Annotated in this window: 14 protein-coding genes; 12 read left to right on the top strand and 2 right to left on the bottom strand. The window is 49.0% G+C overall.

The features are described from left to right. Nucleotides 1-44 precede the first annotated feature (44 nt). Complete coding sequence (tsaD, locus tag H9Q13_RS10455) at nucleotides 45-1052, bottom strand: tRNA (adenosine(37)-N6)-threonylcarbamoyltransferase complex transferase subunit TsaD (RefSeq protein WP_191183751.1); 1008 nt, start codon at nucleotides 1050-1052, stop codon at nucleotides 45-47. Nucleotides 1053-1118: 66 nt separating this feature from the next. Between tsaD and H9Q13_RS18295 the strand changes: the two genes are divergently transcribed. From H9Q13_RS18295 to H9Q13_RS10510, 11 genes are all read left to right on the top strand, one after another. After that, nucleotides 1119-5606, top strand: a complete 4488-nt coding sequence (locus tag H9Q13_RS18295; RefSeq protein ID WP_191183752.1) for a translocation/assembly module TamB domain-containing protein — start codon at nucleotides 1119-1121, stop codon at nucleotides 5604-5606. A gap of 100 nt (nucleotides 5607-5706) precedes the next feature. Beyond that, nucleotides 5707-6606 (top strand): cell division protein FtsX, encoded by a 900-nt coding sequence (locus H9Q13_RS10465; protein ID WP_191183753.1) that lies wholly within the window; start codon nucleotides 5707-5709, stop codon nucleotides 6604-6606. A 1-nt stretch (nucleotide 6607) separates the two neighbouring features. Beyond that, nucleotides 6608-6823 carry a DUF3098 domain-containing protein gene (locus H9Q13_RS10470; RefSeq protein ID WP_191183754.1) on the top strand — a complete coding sequence of 72 codons (216 nt, stop codon included), beginning with the start codon at nucleotides 6608-6610 and terminating at the stop codon, nucleotides 6821-6823. An 11-nt stretch (nucleotides 6824-6834) separates the two neighbouring features. Next, a complete protein-coding gene (locus H9Q13_RS10475; protein WP_191183755.1) occupies nucleotides 6835-7668 on the top strand; it encodes an undecaprenyl-diphosphate phosphatase in 834 nt (277 codons plus the stop codon). 2 nt (nucleotides 7669-7670) lie between these two features. After that, a complete protein-coding gene (gene truB / locus H9Q13_RS10480) occupies nucleotides 7671-8366 on the top strand; it encodes a tRNA pseudouridine(55) synthase TruB (protein WP_191183756.1) in 696 nt (231 codons plus the stop codon). Next, the gene (locus H9Q13_RS10485) at nucleotides 8350-9282 is read left to right on the top strand and encodes a bifunctional riboflavin kinase/FAD synthetase (RefSeq protein WP_191183757.1); all 933 of its coding nucleotides are present in this window, start codon (nucleotides 8350-8352) and stop codon (nucleotides 9280-9282) included. Before truB ends, H9Q13_RS10485 begins: the two co-directional genes overlap by 17 nt. Before the next feature lie 322 nt (nucleotides 9283-9604). Further along, nucleotides 9605-11491 carry a DUF389 domain-containing protein gene (locus H9Q13_RS10490; RefSeq protein ID WP_191183758.1) on the top strand — a complete coding sequence of 629 codons (1887 nt, stop codon included), beginning with the start codon at nucleotides 9605-9607 and terminating at the stop codon, nucleotides 11489-11491. Nucleotides 11492-11652: 161 nt separating this feature from the next. Next, nucleotides 11653-12351, top strand: coding sequence for a CoA transferase subunit A (locus tag H9Q13_RS10495; protein WP_191183759.1), 699 nt, complete (start codon nucleotides 11653-11655; stop codon nucleotides 12349-12351). A 33-nt stretch (nucleotides 12352-12384) separates the two neighbouring features. Then, nucleotides 12385-12732 carry a four helix bundle protein gene (locus tag H9Q13_RS10500; RefSeq protein WP_191183760.1) on the top strand — a complete coding sequence of 116 codons (348 nt, stop codon included), beginning with the start codon at nucleotides 12385-12387 and terminating at the stop codon, nucleotides 12730-12732. 55 nt (nucleotides 12733-12787) lie between these two features. After that, nucleotides 12788-13444, top strand: a complete 657-nt coding sequence (locus tag H9Q13_RS10505) for a CoA transferase subunit B (RefSeq protein ID WP_224744220.1) — start codon at nucleotides 12788-12790, stop codon at nucleotides 13442-13444. Nucleotides 13445-13594: 150 nt separating this feature from the next. Continuing rightward, nucleotides 13595-15145, top strand: coding sequence for a bifunctional GNAT family N-acetyltransferase/carbon-nitrogen hydrolase family protein (locus tag H9Q13_RS10510; protein WP_191183761.1), 1551 nt, complete (start codon nucleotides 13595-13597; stop codon nucleotides 15143-15145). Between the two features lie 75 nt (nucleotides 15146-15220). Here the strand turns inward: H9Q13_RS10510 and H9Q13_RS10515 are convergent, their stop codons facing one another. After that, entirely contained in the window at nucleotides 15221-15925 is a 705-nt protein-coding gene (locus H9Q13_RS10515) for a chain length determinant protein (protein WP_224744221.1), read from the bottom strand. A 502-nt stretch (nucleotides 15926-16427) separates the two neighbouring features. Between H9Q13_RS10515 and H9Q13_RS10520 the strand changes: the two genes are divergently transcribed. Beyond that, a complete protein-coding gene (locus H9Q13_RS10520) occupies nucleotides 16428-17759 on the top strand; it encodes a hypothetical protein (protein WP_191183763.1) in 1332 nt (443 codons plus the stop codon). Nucleotides 17760-18024 lie beyond the last annotated feature (265 nt).

Raw genomic sequence — 18024 nt, forward strand, 5'->3', positions numbered from 1 at the left:
ATAAATAATCACACATTCACTCAATCACTCAATCGAAATTGAATTTAAAACTTCATTCTCGGCTCCGGGCTCACATACTGGTCTGCGAAATCACCCTTAAGGAACTGGTAATGAGCCGTCATGGCGATCATACCTGCATTATCGGTGCAATACTGAAAGGCGGGGATATACACATTCCAGCCGTACTTGCCGGCGTACTCCTGCAGCGTCTGGCGCAGGCCGGAATTGGCGGACACGCCACCGGCAATGGCCACTTCCTTTATACCCAGATCCTTGGCGGCCAGCACCACTTTCTTGAGCAGGGTCTTGATCAGGGTATATTGCACACTGGCGCAGATATCAGCCAGATTCTCCTGTACGAAGTTGGGGTTGTCTTTCGTTTTATCTTTAAGGAAGTACAGCACTGAGGTCTTGATGCCGCTGAACGAGAAGTCGTAGCCGGGCATGTTGCCAACCGGAAAAGCAAAAGCCTTGGGGTTGCCCTGAGCCGCTGTCTTGTCGAGCATAGGACCGCCCGGGTATGGCAACCCCAGCATCTTAGCCGTTTTGTCGAAGGCCTCTCCCACGGCGTCATCGGTCGTCTGCCCGATGATCTCCATGTCCAGGTGGTCTTTCACGAGCACAACCTGGGTATGGCCACCGCTCACGGTCAGGCACAGAAAAGGGAAGTTCGGCTTCGGGTCGTCGATAAAATGCGCCATGATATGCGCCTGCATGTGGTTTACATCGATGAGCGGGATGTTGAGCCCCAGCGCAAAGGACTTGGCAAACGAGCTGCCCACCAGCAAAGCGCCCAGCAGGCCGGGGCCGCGGGTAAAAGCCACTGCACTTAACTCATTTTTAGTTACATTTGCTGTACTCAAAGCCTGCGCCACCACCGGAATAATGTTTTGCTGGTGTGCTCTTGAAGCCAGCTCAGGCACAACGCCGCCATATTTTTCGTGAACGGCCTGAGTGGCAATGATATTTGACAAGACCTTTCCGCCGCGAATAACGGCCGCTGAGGTTTCGTCGCAGGAAGATTCAATCGCTAATATTGTAGGTTCGGTCATCTTTTGGAAAAAGAACAGTCCATAAATTACTTCAAAGTTATAGGAAAAGCCATTCTAAAAATAGTTTTGGCTTTAATCCTGTTGCTTTTAGTGGCGTTTGCGGTTGTTTTTGTGGCTATTCGCTACCCGGGCGTTCAAACCAAAGTCGCCCAAAAGGCCGCCGAGTATATTTCCAGCACCATCGACCACGAAGTCACCATCGGGCGGGTCGACATCGAGTTTTTCAGCAACGTGATACTCGAGCAGGTAAAGGTGCTTGACTACCGGGGCGAGGAATTATTTTACGTTGGCCGTGCCGAGGCGGATATCAGTCTCTTTTCTATCTTCCAGCCCAACACGCTAGGTATAGCGACGCTGGAATTGCAGGAACCCCGCGCCAACCTGGTGATGTACGAGGGCACCGACTCCCTTAACCTGACATCATTCATCACAGCCTTAGGCAACCTGATCACCAAAGACACGACGAAGGTTTCGCGCCCCTTCGAATTTTCGATAGACGAGCTCGTGATCAAAGACGGTGCTTTCACTTACGACGACTTCAACAAACCCCGCTCGGATTACGGAATTGACTACTTCCATCTCGGCATTAAAAAGATATCAGCCCGATTCACAGAGTTTGAACCCGGTGACACCCTGAAAGTGCGTGTGACCGACCTGACTGCTCACGAGACACTCTCTGATATACAGTTGCACAACCTGGATGTGCTCATGACCTACGCCCCGACCTTTTGGGAATGGGACGAGCTGGACCTCAAAGTGAACAACAGCAACTTGCAGCAATACATCCGTTTCGACTACAACCGCTTCGGCAACTTCTCCGATTTTATCGACAGCGTGCAGGTGACAGCCCGGCTCCAAGACTCGCAGCTATATTCTAAAGACATTGCGCTGTTCGCCCCTCAGCTCAAAGACTACGACGAGAACGCCTACATCGCCTCGGCTGAGGTGGAAGGCCGCGTGTCGGAGTTCATAGCCAGCAACCTTGACCTGCGTTACGGACAGAATACCCACATCGTCGGGACCATGAATGTGGACGGCCTGCCGAACTGGGGCGAGACCTTTGCCAATATCCGCCTGCGGCCCTCTACCCTCAATGCCGAGGACATCAAACAGTTTCTGCCAAAAGATACTTATACCATCGCGTCGCGGTTGGGTACAGTGAAGGTGGACGGTCGCTTCCTGGGTTTTTACAACGACTTTGTGGCCAATGGCAGTTTTGTGACGGCGTTGGGCAACGTGCAGTCTGACATCAACATGAAGATCAACCGGGCGACCAATGCATCCTCCTACCGTGGTCGTCTCAAGACACAGAACTTCAACATCGGTCGCCTGATAGATAATACCGACGTCATCAAAACCATTACCATGGATGGCAGCGTGGTCGGCTCCGGTTTTACACTGGAAGATGCCCGACTGGAGATACACGCCGACATCGCGCAGCTGCACTTACTGGACTACAATTACAGGAACATCAGAACAGACGGTACGCTCACCAGGCAAAAGTATGTGGGACAGGTTGCCATTTCGGACCCAAACCTGGCATTCACGGCAAACGGCGAAGTCAACCTGGCCAGTAACAACCAGGCTTTTAACATGCGGGCAAACCTGCAGAAAATTGACCTGCAAGCGCTGCGTATTACAGAGAAGTCCGTCATTTTGCAGGCCAATGCCGACCTGAACTTCCGGGGACTTCGTCTCGATGATTTTGAGGGCACTGCCTTTTTTGATAACGCTGCCATCACTTATGAGGGACAACGCTTTGCCCTGGACACGATGCAGCTCGACTCCCAGATCATGGGAGGGCTGCGTAACCTGACGTTGCGCTCCGAGGCCATCGCCCTGAACCTGAATGGCAACTTCGACTACTCTGTGCTGATAAGTGACCTGAAGCAGTTGGCGCAGGAGTACAAACTCAACTTTGAAAGTAACGATGCGGCCACAGCAGCCTATTACAGCAAGAAGCGTGTTGCCAGCCAACCTGAATATAGTTTGGACTACAATGTATACCTGCGCCGGGTCAACCCGATTATCCATTGGTTTGTACCCGAGCTCACCATATCCGATTTCTCTAAACTTGAAGGCAGTTTTCGGCACGGCAATACAGTTATCCTGACATCCTACGCCCATATCGACACCATGCTGTACAATAATGTGTCGCTGTTCCAGAACAACATAGAGCTAAGCACCTCAAAGCTACAGGATAGCCCCGAAGTGTTGGCAAGTGCCCAGTTCACCTCTGACAACCAGTTGCTGCCCTCCATCGGCGAAACGGAGCAGCTGTTACTGGAGGCCATCTGGAGTGAGCGCACCATTGGGTTTTATACCAACCTCTTGCAACCGGCCTTCAATAATCAGGCAACTGTGGTAGGCGACATCAATTTTCTGCAGGACCGCCTGCAGGTGGTGTTTGGCAGGTCCAACATTACCCTGCGCGACACCCCCTGGGCTTTCCAGCCGGGGAGTATGGTGTACATCAGCGAGTCCGGAAAGCGATTTGACTTCGAGGAGTTCATCCTCTCCAATAAGTCCCAGCAAATCAGGATTGACGGGGCTATTGGCCAGGACCCGGGCAGTACGCTCCTGGCCAACGTTCGGAATTTCGACCTCCGGAATTTCAATCCGCTGATGCCGCAGCAGGTACGCGGCACACTGAACGCCGAACTGACAGCCCAGGACATTTACAATAATACACTGCTGAACGCCACCATGCGGGTCGACTCCTTCTACATGGATGACATTCTGATCGGTGACATCAATGGAAAGGGCGAATGGATAAACGCCCAGCAACAGATGGCCATTGATGTGGACATCGACCGCGACAGCAAAAAAGTGCTCACCCTGACCGGCAACTACTATCCCCGCTCCGAAGAGGAACAGCTGGACATGCTGGCCGTGTTGGACGAGACGCAACTCAAGATCGTCGAGCCGATTCTGAAGCCCATCATGTCGGAATTGGAAGGCACCATGGAAGGCCGCATACGGGTATTGGGAAAACTGAGTGCTCCGGTGCTGACGGGTTCGGTGATGGTAACGGGTGGTCAGTTCAAGTTCGACTACCTGGGCACGACCTACCGCTTTACCGATCGGGTGTACTTCGGGGCCAACAGCATCAGCTTCCGAAATGCCCAGCTACGCGACCTCTACGGCAATATCGGCTACGTGACCGGAGGTATAGCCCACGATGGTTTCCGGAATATGGTGCTCGACCTGAATGCCCGCTTCCGGAACCTGATGATACTCAATACGACCAATGTGCAGAATGAGCTCTATTACGGAACAGCGTTTGGCACCGGAACGGCCAGTGTGCTGGGGCCGGTGGAAAACCTGAAGATAGACGTGAACGCCCGCAGCGACGCCAACACCCGCATTGTGATTCCGCTCGACAACCAGACCGACCTGGCCCGGAAAGACTTTATCCGCTTTGTGAACCGCAACGTGACCGACTCGACAGGTATAGCCGTGGAGGTGGAGGAGCAACGGGTGGACCTCTCCGGTATAAACATGAACTTTAACCTGGATGTGACCGACGATGCTTACTTCGAGATCATTATTGACAGGCAGACCGGTGACGTGATCCGTGGCTCTGGCAGCGGACAGATCAGAATGACCATCGACACAAGAGGGGACTTCAACATGTTCGGTAATTTCGAGATAGCGAAAGGGGCCTATAACCTGAACCTGCTCGAAGGTGTGGTTTCGCGTGAGTTCCGGGTGACACCGGGCGGCACCCTGTCCTGGAACGGCGATCCGCTCGAAGGCGTGATGGACATTCGGGCTACCTATACACAAAACACCGCAGTGGATATCCTGCAGAATTCCGAAGTGCAGGGCCGCTACCCAGTGACAGCCATTGTAGACCTCAAAGGCCCTATCCTGACGCCAACCATCACGCTGGGCCTGGACTTTGAGAATCTGCCGGCCAGCGCCAGGCTCCAGCTTGAGAGCATCATTCAAGCCATTCGCACGGACGAAAACGAACTCAACCGCCAAGTGTTCAGCCTGCTGGTGCTTCGCAGGCTGGCTCCGATCGGCTACTTCGGCAGCCTCGACAACGCAGGTATAGAGGCCGTCGGCGGCAGCCTTGGCAACTTGCTCACCGGCCAACTTGGTGGTTTCCTCAACACAATCGACAGTAACCTGGAGATCGACATCGGACTGGAAGGCCTTAGCCAGGATGCGCTGGCCTCGCTCCAGTTACGCCTGAGCTATACCTTTTTCGAGGGACGCCTGCGTGTAAGCAGCCAGACAGGTATAGGCTCTACGCAGACAAGCCAGGCAGGAGGGGCCAGCCGAAACACCTACCAAGGCAATTGGTCTATCGAGTACTATATAACAAAGAGTGGCGAGTTGCGGGGCAGATTAGAGTACAATACTATACCTGATCCGTACAGGTCACGGGTTACGAACACACAGCGCCTCAGTTTGCTGCATACCAAGCGCTTCGACACCTTGCAGGAGCTCTTCGGCAGGGACCGTGAATCGCGCAGGGAGCGGCGCCGGGAGCAGTACCAGGAACCGATCATATTGGATTCTGACCCGCGTCTGAACCTCTAAAGCAAAAAGCCCAGCCTTACCCGCCGGGCTTTTTGCTTTAGTCAGGCTTAATCTCCTCATATTTAAATAATATTTCTATTTTTGCATGGAAGCATAGCGTATGGCAAATATTAACCCGAAGACAGTAAAGAAGAAGAAGCTGGGCAATTACCCGCATGCCATGGTGGTTTTCTCCATTTCCCTGGCCCTGTTCGTGATTGGCCTGTTTGGCATGTTGCTCATTCACGCCGGCAAGTTGTCCGAGATCGTGAAGGAAAGCATTGAGATGCAGGTATACCTGGACCGCAACCTGACCGAGGTGCAGCTGGACCGCTTGCACAAAACATTGGCCGCCAAAGAATTTGTGGCCTACAAAGGCGACACGGCACAGGTACGCTTCGTGTCGAAAGAAGAAGGAGCCAAAGCCTTTCTGGATGAGACCGGCGAAGACTTTATGGCCTTTCTGGGCGACAACCCCTTGCGGGACACCTATGTTATGCGCATCAACGCCGACAACTCTTCATCAGCGCAGCTGAAAGGCATCAAAAACGACCTGGAAGGTATAGACGGGGTCTATGAGGTGCAATACGTCGAAAGCCTGATCGAATCCATCAACAGCAATATCCAGAAAATCAGCATGCTGCTGCTTGGCTTTGCCGGCATACTGGTGCTGGTGGTTATCATACTCATTAACAATACCGTTAAACTCGCCTTATATTCGCAGCGCTTCCTCATCCGGAGCATGCAACTGGTTGGGGCTACCTCGTTTTTCATACAGCGCCCTTTCCTCAACCGTGCGGCCTGGCAGGGTATGATGAGTGGTATTATTGCCTCGGCACTCTTGTTTGGGTTGATGCACTATGCTTACCATGAAATAACTGAGCTGAGCCTGCTCAAGGATGAAGGACAGATGTACATGCTCATGATCGCACTGATCGTGATGGGCTTTGTCATCGGCTTCCTGAGCTCTTACCGCGCCGTACGCAAGTACCTGCGCTTGTCATTAGACGAATTATACTAACATGGAAAATAAGAATAAGCTTGCCTTTGGCAGAAAGAACTACATCCTGATGCTGGTGGGCATTGTCGTGCTCGCAATCGGTTTTATCATCATGACGCTTGACAACGAGCAATATGGCCTAGGCTTTATGGGCATCACGCTGGGCCCCTTGGTCGTGATGGCTGGCTTTGTGATTGAACTCTTTGCAATCCTGGTGAAAGATAAAACCCACGAATAAAAGGTAGATAAATGAGTGAATGGCAGGCTATCATTTTAGCCATAGTTGAAGGACTTACCGAGTTTTTACCTGTCTCCTCTACAGGTCACATGATCATCGCTTCGGCCTTGATGGGTATAAACGAGCTCCCGATCACCAAAATTTTTGCTGTAAACATTCAGTTCGGAGCCATCCTGTCGGTAGTGGTGCTTTACTGGCGGCGATTTCTGAACAATTTTGAGTTTTACCAGAAGCTGATCTTCGCCTTTCTTCCTGCAGCTGTTATCGGGTTTCTGCTGAACGACGTGATCGACGCCATGCTGGGCAGCGTTTTCATTACAGCTCTTATGCTGGTACTGGGCGGCGTTGTCCTACTGTTTGTGGACAAATGGTTTGCCCACGCCCAGGAAAGCAAAATCACCTACAAAAATGCCCTGGTGATCGGTTTCTTCCAGTGCATTGCCATGATCCCGGGCGTTTCACGCTCAGCTGCCTCTATCATCGGTGGCCTGACGCAAGGTATAAACCGCAAGGCGGCGGCGGAGTTCTCGTTTTTCCTGGCGGTGCCGACCATGCTGGCGGCTTCGGTATACAAACTGATCAAGGACCTGCTGCAACTGGAACTTTCAGACGTAATCAAATTCGATCTCGTAAAGATTCAGAACAGCTTTGAAGTGATTACGGCTGCCGACCTGAAACTGCTGTTGATCGGAAATGTGGTGGCATTCGTCGTGGCCATGGTGGCGATCCGGTTTTTTATAAACTTCCTGACCAAGTATGGCTTCAAGATGTTTGGATATTATCGCATTGCACTGGGTATTGCCCTTCTGGCTTTACTAGCAATGGGAGTTGACTTAAGAGTATAATCATGGCCTATAACTTTGAGGCAGGCGAAGTCCTGCTCCTGGACAAACCGCTTACCTGGACGTCTTTTGATGTCGTGAAGAAAGTGCGTAATACCTTGCGTGTGAAGAAAATTGGCCACGCCGGCACCCTGGATCCCCTGGCTTCCGGCCTGCTGATCTTGTGCACGGGCAAGTTCACCAAACGCATCGACGAGATACAGGCGCAGGAGAAAGAGTACACCGGGACAATCACACTCGGGCAGACCACGCCTTCCTACGATCTGGAAACACCCGTAAGCGAGACCCGCGACACCAGCCACCTGACAGAAGAAGATATCAAGACTGCTGCCAATAGTTTTGTGGGCACCATCGAACAGATTCCGCCTATTTATTCGGCGGTGATGGTAGACGGCAAACGGGCCTACGACCTGGCTCGCAAGGGCAAAGAGGCTGAGCTGAAATCCCGCACCATCACCATCAAGGCATTTGACATCACCCAGATAGAAGGCGCTGTGGTTTCGTTTAAGGTAATCTGCACCAAAGGAACTTACATCCGGAGTCTGGCGCATGACCTGGGCCAGAAACTGGGCTGTGGTGCGCACCTCTCCTCCCTCGTTCGTACCCGCATTGGGGACTACAAACTGGAGGATGCCCTTACCATAGAAGACATACAGGAAATCAGAAAAGCCCAACTCGAAGCGAATGGAAGTAATTCGTGATATCGCTGACTTTCCGAAGCTGAGTTTTCCGGTGGTCACCAGCGGTACCTTTGACGGGGTGCACGTGGGACACCAGAAAATACTGCAGCGCGTGAAAGAGCGGGCACGACAGTCCAACGGGCAGAGTGTGGTCATTACCTATTGGCCTCACCCTCGCCTGGTTCTTTTCCCGGAAGACAACGACCTCAAACTACTGTCCACCATCGAGGAGCGCATCGAGCAGCTCCGGAGCTTCGGGATTGACTACCTGCTTATCATCCCATTTACCAAAGATTTCTCGCGGCTCAGCTCCCGCAGTTTTATTGCGGATGTGCTGGTGAAGGCCTTGCATACCAAAGTGCTGGTGATCGGGTATGACCATCGCTTCGGAAAAAACCGCGAAGGCAGCTTTGAGCACCTGAAGGCCCGATCTGCGCATTACGGTTTTGAGGTAGAGGAGATTCCGCGCCAGGACGTGGACGACATCGGGGTGAGCTCCACTAAAATACGCCGGGCCATCGAGTCTGGCGATATACCCACGGCCAACCGCTACCTGGGCCATACCTACAGCCTGACCTCTACGGTGGTGGAGGGCAACAAACTGGGGCGCACCATCGGTTACCCTACCGCCAATCTGGCGCTGCCTGCTCCGCACAAACTGATACCTGCCAACGGCGTGTATGCCGTGTGGGTTAAACTGGAGAATGAGCGCCTGCCTGGCATGATGAACATTGGCACCCGCCCTACCGTGAGTGGCTCTCACCTCACGCTGGAGGTGCATATTCTGAACTTCGACCGTGACATTTACGGGCATACCCTGACTGTGGAATTTGTGGAAATGCTGCGCCAGGAAAAGAAGTTTGAAGGACTAGAATATCTGAAAGCCCAATTGGCAAAGGACAGAGAAGCAACGCAACTTGCCCTGCACCTTGGTTAGGCTTCTTCTATACCTTTCAAAAAATTCTCCCAGATTATTTCATGCCATCTCACCTAGAGCAAGCGGCTTTCTGCTCCTGCCTCAGAGTTTAGGCAAGCCCCATCGTTGCGTACTACTTCCCTTCCGATTCAGGCAACTTGCTCGCTGTCATCACATTGCGAATCAATTCTATTTTACAGACATAGCATGTAGGATGAATTATACCTGCACTACTAGCAGATAATCAAAATCCCGGGGAAACTTTCGCCAGGCCAAAGGTAAACAATCCACTCCCCAAGCGAGTAATGCAATTCTAAATCAGACTAGAAATGCAAAGCAGCGGATGGATCGGATAACCCTTATTTACGACAACAGAGAAGAGCGCACCGTCAAAGAGAAAATCGTTCCGGCACTCGGTGATGCGCTCCACAGATTGCTCCCTTTCAAGCATAACGACGTGATCAGTCATGAACTGGAGCACGAATGCTGTGTGGTGACCTATTTAAGCGACGAGGGACTGGCAGAGGTGGTCGCTGTGGCGCTACAGAAAAAATGGACGCTTGGCTTCCTTCCCCACCCCGACATGAAAGAGGCCCGGCAAGGCTACGGCGTGTCGGATGAATTGCCAGAGGCGATTGGGGATATTCTGAATTCAGAGGGTGGCACCCCTGCAGATCTTTTGCTTTGCAACGGTAAGCCAGTCTTCAACAGTGTGGTAATTGGGAACAGCCTGAGCATCATGTCGGGAAGCGTAGCCCAGAATCCCCTATTATCCAGATGGGAGAAACTTAAAAACCTGTTCAGCCACCCCGAGTTGTTAAAGCCGCGCCTGTATACCATCAGGAGCGGCGACAAGCCCCCCATCAAAACAGGGGCACTCGGCATTATTGCTGTACTGCATGGCAAAAGCACACTCGTATCCCGCATCCTGCTCAAAGACTCTTTTATCAATGACGGCCGGCTTCATGTGCTCGTGTTGGCACCGCGCAGTATCATGGAGCTCATCAAGTTCTCCGTGACCTCTACGCTCGAACGCAGCGAAAAGCAGAGCCTTCCCGGTTTTATTGGGCATATCAAGAACAAATCGGTGCTGATCAGCAGTCCTGACGCCATGGACTACTCCCAGGACAGCAGACTGATGAGCGCCAAGGAAATCGAGCTGAGCGTATGTGAAGACAGCCTCCTGATCATACCTGGCCGCCATCTGGCATTAGCGCAAAAGCAAGGGGATGCGGCTGAAAAGTTCAGGGTGGACAAACTTCCGAAAGGGGACTCCTTCCTGCAGGAATTCACGGCAGCGCCACTGCCCTGGGTATACCACGCCTCCACCGATGAGTTTAAAGGGCTGTTCACCGTACTACGGGAGAACGCCAGGGCCTCCAGTCCCTACCTGACCCTGATGGTGCTCTCGACTATGCTGGCCACATTTGGGTTGTTCTCCAATTCCTCACCTGTCATTATCGGTGCGATGATATTGGCGCCTCTCATGGCCCCTATCATTTCGCTGTCGATGGGGGTGCTGCGGCAGGACCGGAGCATTACCCTGAAAAGCCTGAAGACTATAGCATACGGACTGCTTTTAGGATACATCGCCGCTCTAATCCTGACCTGGCTCACGCCATTGCAGAATATGAATGACGAAATAAGCGCCCGGATCAGGCCAAACCTACTCGACCTGGGCGTTGCGATCGTGTCAGGTATAGCGGGTGCCTATGCCCATGCGCGCGCCGAAGTTGCCAAAACCCTGGCAGGGGTCGCTATTGCGGTGGCCTTGGTGCCACCACTTGCCGTATCCGGCATGGGACTCGGCTGGGGCGATTCGGACGTGTTTATTGGCGCTCTCCTGCTTTTGATGACCAACTTGGCAGGTATTGTGCTGGCAGGCTCCTTTACCTTCATGCTGCTGGGCTTCAGTCCGCTCCATCTGGCGAAGAAAGGGCTCATGCTGTCGCTTTTGGTTGTGGTACTTGTTAGTCTTCCGCTGGGGTATGGCTCCATCTCCATGATCAGGGATCATAAAATCATCCGAACCCTCAGTAACCACAAAGTGGATGATATCACGCTCAGGCAGGTTTCCGTGATCAGAGGGGGCGATACGATAACCCTTGGTGTGACACTTGTTTCAGCCAACCCGATAGACAACAAGGATCTGGAGAAAGTAAAAGCTTCGATCGCTTCCAAAATAGGAAGCAAAGTAGAACTGGAAGCCCTGATCATGATCAGAAAATAGGGCTTCACCTGCTTTTAAACTGATTTCACCTAAAATCGAAATGGCGAAATTGTATATGGCTTTTTTTCTATCTAACTTACCTTTTATAAATAACCGTGTTTAAACGGCTGTTTGCGGACAGGTATAGCCATACCTTTTCATACCATATACCTATTATAACTATGATCAATAAATCTGTAAAGAATGTACAGGAAGCCTTGCAGGGCGTGACCGATGGCATGACCTTCATGTTGGGTGGCTTCGGCCTGTGCGGTATACCTGAAAATGCCATTCAGGAACTGTTGCGACTAGGCGTAAAAGACCTGACCTGCATCTCGAACAATGCCGGCGTGGATGACTTCGGCATTGGCCTTTTGCTGCAGAAGCGTCAGGTAAAAAAGATGATATCCAGTTACGTAGGCGAAAATGCCGAGTTTGAGCGCCAATTGCTGTCCGGTGAACTGGAGGTGGAGCTTATACCTCAGGGCACGCTGGCAGAGCGCATCCGTGCCGGTGGGGCCGGTATACCTGCTTTCTTCACTCCCGCCGGTTACGGCACTGAGGTAGGCGAAGGCAAGGAGAGCCGTGAGTTCAACGGCAAGATGTACCTGATGGAAGAGTGGTTAAAAGCAGATTTCTCTTTCGTGAAGGCATGGAAAGGCGATACGGCCGGCAACCTGATCTTCAAAGGGACCGCCCGTAACTTCAACCCGATGATGGCCGCAGCCGGTAAAATTACTGTGGCAGAGGTAGAGGAGTTGGTGCCGGCCGGCGAACTGGACCCGAACATGATCCATACCCCCGGCATCTATGTGCAGCGCATTTTCCAAGGCGAACAGTACGAAAAACGAATTGAACAGAGGACGGTGCGCAGCAACTGATTTGAAAATTTGAAGATGTGAGAATTTGAAAATGTGGAGAAAGACAATCTCATTCTGACGTTGACGCTAGATTTCGCTGTAGCTGTTATCGGTTATACGGAGGAACTTGAGGGGAAACGCAAGTTTGTAATTGCCAACCAATTACTCAAAAGTGGAACCTCAATCGGGGCAAACGTTAGAGAAGCACAGAATGCTGAAAGTAAAGCTGACTTTATCCATAAGTTCAAAATCGCTGCGAAAGAAATAGAAGAAACTGACTACTGGCTTTTGCTTTGTCAGCGTGCTTCATCTTATCCTGACCCAACACATCTTCAAGAAAAATTAAAATCTATTAAGCGGATTATATCCAAAATTATTATCAGCTCAAAGAGCATAAAATAGGAGTTTGAGACATTTTCAAATCTCCAAATTTTCAAATCTTCCAATCATAAATGAAATGGGACTCGATAAAAATCAGATAGCGAAACGTATCGCAAAAGAAGTTAAGAATGGCATGTACGTTAACCTGGGCATCGGCATACCTACGCTTGTGGCCAACTACATTCCGGAGGGTGTGGAGGTAGTGCTGCAGTCAGAAAACGGGCTGCTCGGCATGGGCCCCTTCCCTACCGAAGAGCAGGTGGACGCAGACCTGATCAATGCGGGCAAGCAAACCATCACGACTTTGCCAGGCTCCTCCATTTTCAGCTCTGCCGAGAGCTTTGGCATGATCCGGGGAGAGCACGTGGACCTGACCATCCTGGGTGCCATGGAGGTATCCGAGAAAGGCGACATTGCCAACTGGAAAATTCCAGGCAAGATGGTGAAGGGCATGGGTGGCGCCATGGACCTGGTGGCCTCGGCCAAGAACATCATCGTGGCCATGCAACACACGGCCCGCGACGGCTCCTCCAAACTGCTAAAAGAGTGCACCCTGCCTATAACTGGTTTGCGCTGCATCAAAAAAATTGTGACCGACCTGGCGGTATTGGAGGTAACAGGCGATGGCTTTAGGTTGCTTGAGCGTGCCCCTGGCGTGACTGTAGAGGAGATTCAGAAAGCGACCGAGGGCAGGTTGATTGTGGAAGGTGAAATACCGGAAGTGCAACTATAGATCAACCGACAAAACACGAAAGCGCAGGCACTATACTGCGCTTTTTCTTTTAAAATTTGCATGTTAGCGCCTTTTTTAAGGCAACCCCAAAATATCATATCAAAACTATACTTGCATCACGTATACTTGTAGCAAGCAACCCAATTACATATGAGTGAAAAAATAGAAGCGAACTCTGAACATAGGTTATTACTGCGTCAGTTGGAGCTGAAAGACTACAAAGAAGTAAAGGAGATCATGGACCTGGTGTACTCTAACATAGATGGCGCCTGGACTCGTAAAGAACTCTCTAATCTCCTCAAAAAATTCCCGGAAGGACAGATTTGCATCGAAGACAAAGGCCAGGTGATAGCCGTTGCGCTCAGCCTCATCGTGGACTATGGTGAATATGGTGACAAGCACACGTATGAGCAGATCGTAGACAAAGGCACCTTTAAATCGCACGACCCGGACGGTGACACGCTTTACGGAATCGACGTGTTTGTGCACCCCGAATACCGCAACCTGCGCCTTGGTCGTCGTCTGTATGACGCCCGTAAGGAAATTTGCGAAAACCTTAACCTGCGCGGCATCATAGCCGGTGGGCGTATACCTGGTTATAAGGACTACGCCGAAAAACTGACTCCGGCCAAGTACATCGAGATGGTGCGCAACAAGGAGCTGTCGGACCCAGTGCTGTCTTTCCAGTTGAGCAACGGCTTCCATGTGCGTAAAATATTGAAAGGCTACCTGCCTGATGATACCGATTCACGCGCCTACGCCACGTTGCTGGAGTGGATCAACGTGTATTACGAAGAGAAGGAGAAGCTGCTGGGCGGCAAGAAGACCGTGGTGCGCATCGGCATTGTGCAGTGGCAGATGCGGGCGGTTACCTCCCTGGATGATATGATGCAGCAAATCGAGTTTTTCGTGGATACGGTCAGCTCTTACAAATCTGACATGGTGGTGTTCCCGGAATTCTTCAATGCCCCCCTAATGGCGCTTACAAACGAAGAATCACCGTCTGAGGCGATCCGAAGCATGGCCGAGTACACCGATGAAATACGGGAGCGCATGATCCATATGGCCCTCTCCTACAACATCAACATCATTGCGGGCAGTATGCCGGAGTATTACGACAACAAGCTCTATAACGTGAGCTACCTCTGCCGCCGCGATGGTACATACGACAAGCAATACAAGCTGCATGTAACGCCGGACGAGTCTCATTACTGGGGTATGCGCGGCGGCCATAAGCTCAAGATATTCGACACCGACATCGGCAAAATCGGCATTCTGATTTGCTACGATGTGGAGTTCCCGGAACTGGCCCGTATGCTGTCTGACATGGATATGAAGATCCTGTTCGTGCCCTACTGGACGGATACCAAGAACGCCTACCTACGCGTACGACGCTGCGCCCAGGCCCGAGCCATAGAAAATGAGTGCTATGTGGCCATTACCGGCAGCGTGGGCAACCTCCCGAAGGTGGAGAACATGGACATTCAGTATTCGCAGTCTGCTGTCTTCTCCCCTTCCGACTTTGCCTTCCCGCACGATGCCGTGGTAGCCGAAGCCACCCCGAACACAGAGATGACTTTGATCGCGGACCTGGATCTGGACCTGCTCAAAGACCTGAATACAGCCGGCAGTGTGCGTAACCTCAAAGATCGCCGCCGTGATTTGTATAATCTGAGTTGGGTGATGCGACAGGAGGAGTAATTATACCTTTAGTAAAAAACGAAGCCCCGTTATCCAGATGGTTAACGGGGCTTTGCTTTATAAGACAAAAGAATTTTAAGCCAGACCTGCTCTCCTGCGTTTTTTTGATTCAAGATTTATAGCCACGCCAGTTCCGATCAATAAACCGATCAGGCCGCCTATACCTAGAAATCTACTCAAGCTCGGACCTGTAGGCTTTAACCTTGGTATAAAACCGGTTACAATTTCAACGTTCGCCAGCTTCTCCAGATCAGCCTCCAGATCGACCTGCTCTTTATACATGGTAATACTCTGCTTATACAGGTTAGTTGGGTCGATGGGCTGACCGTAAACAAAACCATTTACAGGGCCACGGGGCTCACTTACACTCGTTTTCATGCTATCAATAGAGGAAATCTCGCCTTTCAGCTTAGATATCATATTCTCAACCTGCTTTTGCTTAATCCTTTTCTGACGGGCAAAGTACCTGTTGTTTTCCAGATAGGTGGTAATGGCAGGTTCCAGGCTATCGAAGAGTTCAGGGTTATAAATCGAGAGCTCAATTCTGAAAGGCGAACCGGTTAACACACTGTCTTCCTCCACCCTATCCTGGTCCAGGTTAATGAACTTCATCTCCTTGATCTCCTTGGCGGATGCCGGGGTAATGTCCAACCTTTCCGCTACGGCCTCAAAGTTGTCCTCCTCAATCATTTCGGAAAGTTTGTTTAGCTGATCCTCAATGAATTCGTTTCGGATATTGGCCAGCACCAAGGTCATGGAAGAGGTATAGTAAGGTTTCAATAAGGTATAAACCCCTAAGGCTAAACCCACAACCACTATAAAAGTAATGATAACAGTAGCTATATTATTAGCCAATGCTCTGAACATATACAGTATTAAACTAACAATTTTTCGTAATAATCTTCCGATATAATGGAGGATTACAGACAAATCAATTTCATCGTAGCTATTGCGATCCTTTAAGTTATTTTCTTGTTCTCGCTTGTACATTGTTCTTATTCTAAATGAAAAGCAAATATACATGTAAAGCCCTATATGTCTAAATTAGAACATTAAGCTTTATTAAAAATCAGTAGATTTGCGCGGCTTCTAAATTTGAAAGAAGCGCTCTAAGCATAAATCTTAGCCTTATAAATTAGAATGAAAACAAAATGGCTGTCCTCATTTGAAATAGATTTACTCTATAATAGAGTGTTCATAGTTGGCATTAGGTCCATCTAATAATTTCTGAGAGGTTGAATTAATTTTTACAAATTTCTCTATTACAGAGAATTCAAGGAGTATGTTTAGAAGAATAGCGATTACTGGCTCTTTAACAGGGTTAGCTCATTTTCTCTCACTATTTTCTTTGGGAGTTGCCGTTAGATTTTTGGATAATGATCAAATTGGAAATCTAGCTCAAATTGATGCCAACTTACTGCTTATTACTGCCATAGTTTCTTTTGGCTTACAAATAGCAACAACTAGAGACATTGCTTTATCTGATAACTGGCAGGATAAACTAAGATCAACCCAATCAGCACGTTTTACTTTATCACTACTGCTAGTTGCTTATGGTTTCATAGAGATTTTTATCACGAGATCCACAAGCTCATTAGTATTTCTTACTGCTCCCTTTATCGCTTTAAATGCTGATTATGCATTATATGGAACTGGTAAACCTATCATAGCCTCATTACTATCGTTTGTAAGAGTTTTGATTCCTGGATTATTTTTGATAATAATTTCTGTATTTTTCGCACAATACATAGAAATAGGCTATTTAATTGGTGCTACCGCGGGTCTACTTATCTCTGGAAGATTAGTTTCTAAATCACTTGATACAAATTACTTACAAAAAATAAACAGAGATTTTGTCAAAAAATATCTTCTTAACTACAAAATTGGTTTAGCATCATTATCTATAACCTTACTGGAGTTAGGGCAGATTTCTATTGCTAGATTTTTTTATGATGACTTAGCTATAACCAATGTCTATATGGCCCTCAAACTGTACATTCTCTATCGTGGAGCTCAAAGACTAGTTATACAATCGTTTTACCGCGATATAAATGATAATACTAAAAGTATATCATTAGATAATTTTGGGATAATTATTGGCTTCCTATTTCTAATTATATCATCTATTTATTCAAAGACTACTATTTATTATTTATATGGACAAGAGTATGTTGGCTCGTATCTTAACTTTATTATTTTAGGTATTACAGCTCTATTATCATCAATACTCACAACTGGTAGTCCTAAAATTTTACTATTAAAGAAAGATCATGCGTACTTTAGCTCCTATATCATAAGTTCATCTCTTAGCTTGATCGTTACTATTGGGCTTTCTTATACTAGTTATGCTAGCTATGGTATAGCGACAGGAATACTGATAGGTGAGACATGTCTGTTAATCTTATTTACAAAACATTTAGGAGGTTTTAAATATCTGAAGCCACGATTAGCAGGTGCATTTATGCTTGGGCTTTTCCTATTGGTACTGATCTACTCAACTAATTGGATTAACGTTCCTCAACTTTACATTGCATTTTTAAATATTATTCTTTTTACCTTATTCTCACTAGCATTGTATTCCAAGCTCTTTCCAAAATTTAAATTACTTTCATAAAAGTAGTTCAGAATATTAATCAAAATTTAAGGCCATAAATAAAATTGGCATGCTTTATCTTAATTAAGATATTTAGAACAAATAATGTCGCTTAAAATCAGATCATCATTAAGTTTTTTAATATTTCTACTCCTTTTCACGCAGGGGAATATTGCTTTAAAATTTATTGGTATATGCTTCATTTATGTTGTAAATCAAATTCCCCTACTTCCCAGAAAAGTTTCTGGCCTTGAATTCTTTTTCATCTTTGTTACGCTATACTCTT

Source organism: Pontibacter aquaedesilientis (genome assembly GCF_014773225.1).
GTDB classification, from domain to species: Bacteria; Bacteroidota; Bacteroidia; order Cytophagales; family Hymenobacteraceae; genus Pontibacter; species Pontibacter aquaedesilientis.

Coding starts and splice junctions, on each gene's coding strand:
- truB (WP_191183756.1), top strand. CDS start 7,671: ATGGCCTATAACTTTGAGGCAGGCGAAGTCCTGCTCCTGGACAAACCG.
- H9Q13_RS10490 (WP_191183758.1), top strand. CDS start 9,605: ATGGATCGGATAACCCTTATTTACGACAACAGAGAAGAGCGCACCGTC.
- H9Q13_RS10475 (WP_191183755.1), top strand. CDS start 6,835: ATGAGTGAATGGCAGGCTATCATTTTAGCCATAGTTGAAGGACTTACC.
- H9Q13_RS10505 (WP_224744220.1), top strand. CDS start 12,788: ATGGGACTCGATAAAAATCAGATAGCGAAACGTATCGCAAAAGAAGTT.
- H9Q13_RS10520 (WP_191183763.1), top strand. CDS start 16,428: ATGTTTAGAAGAATAGCGATTACTGGCTCTTTAACAGGGTTAGCTCAT.
- H9Q13_RS10495 (WP_191183759.1), top strand. CDS start 11,653: ATGATCAATAAATCTGTAAAGAATGTACAGGAAGCCTTGCAGGGCGTG.
- H9Q13_RS10465 (WP_191183753.1), top strand. CDS start 5,707: ATGGCAAATATTAACCCGAAGACAGTAAAGAAGAAGAAGCTGGGCAAT.
- H9Q13_RS10510 (WP_191183761.1), top strand. CDS start 13,595: ATGAGTGAAAAAATAGAAGCGAACTCTGAACATAGGTTATTACTGCGT.
- H9Q13_RS10470 (WP_191183754.1), top strand. CDS start 6,608: ATGGAAAATAAGAATAAGCTTGCCTTTGGCAGAAAGAACTACATCCTG.
- tsaD (WP_191183751.1), bottom strand. CDS start 1,052: ATGACCGAACCTACAATATTAGCGATTGAATCTTCCTGCGACGAAACC.
- H9Q13_RS10485 (WP_191183757.1), top strand. CDS start 8,350: ATGGAAGTAATTCGTGATATCGCTGACTTTCCGAAGCTGAGTTTTCCG.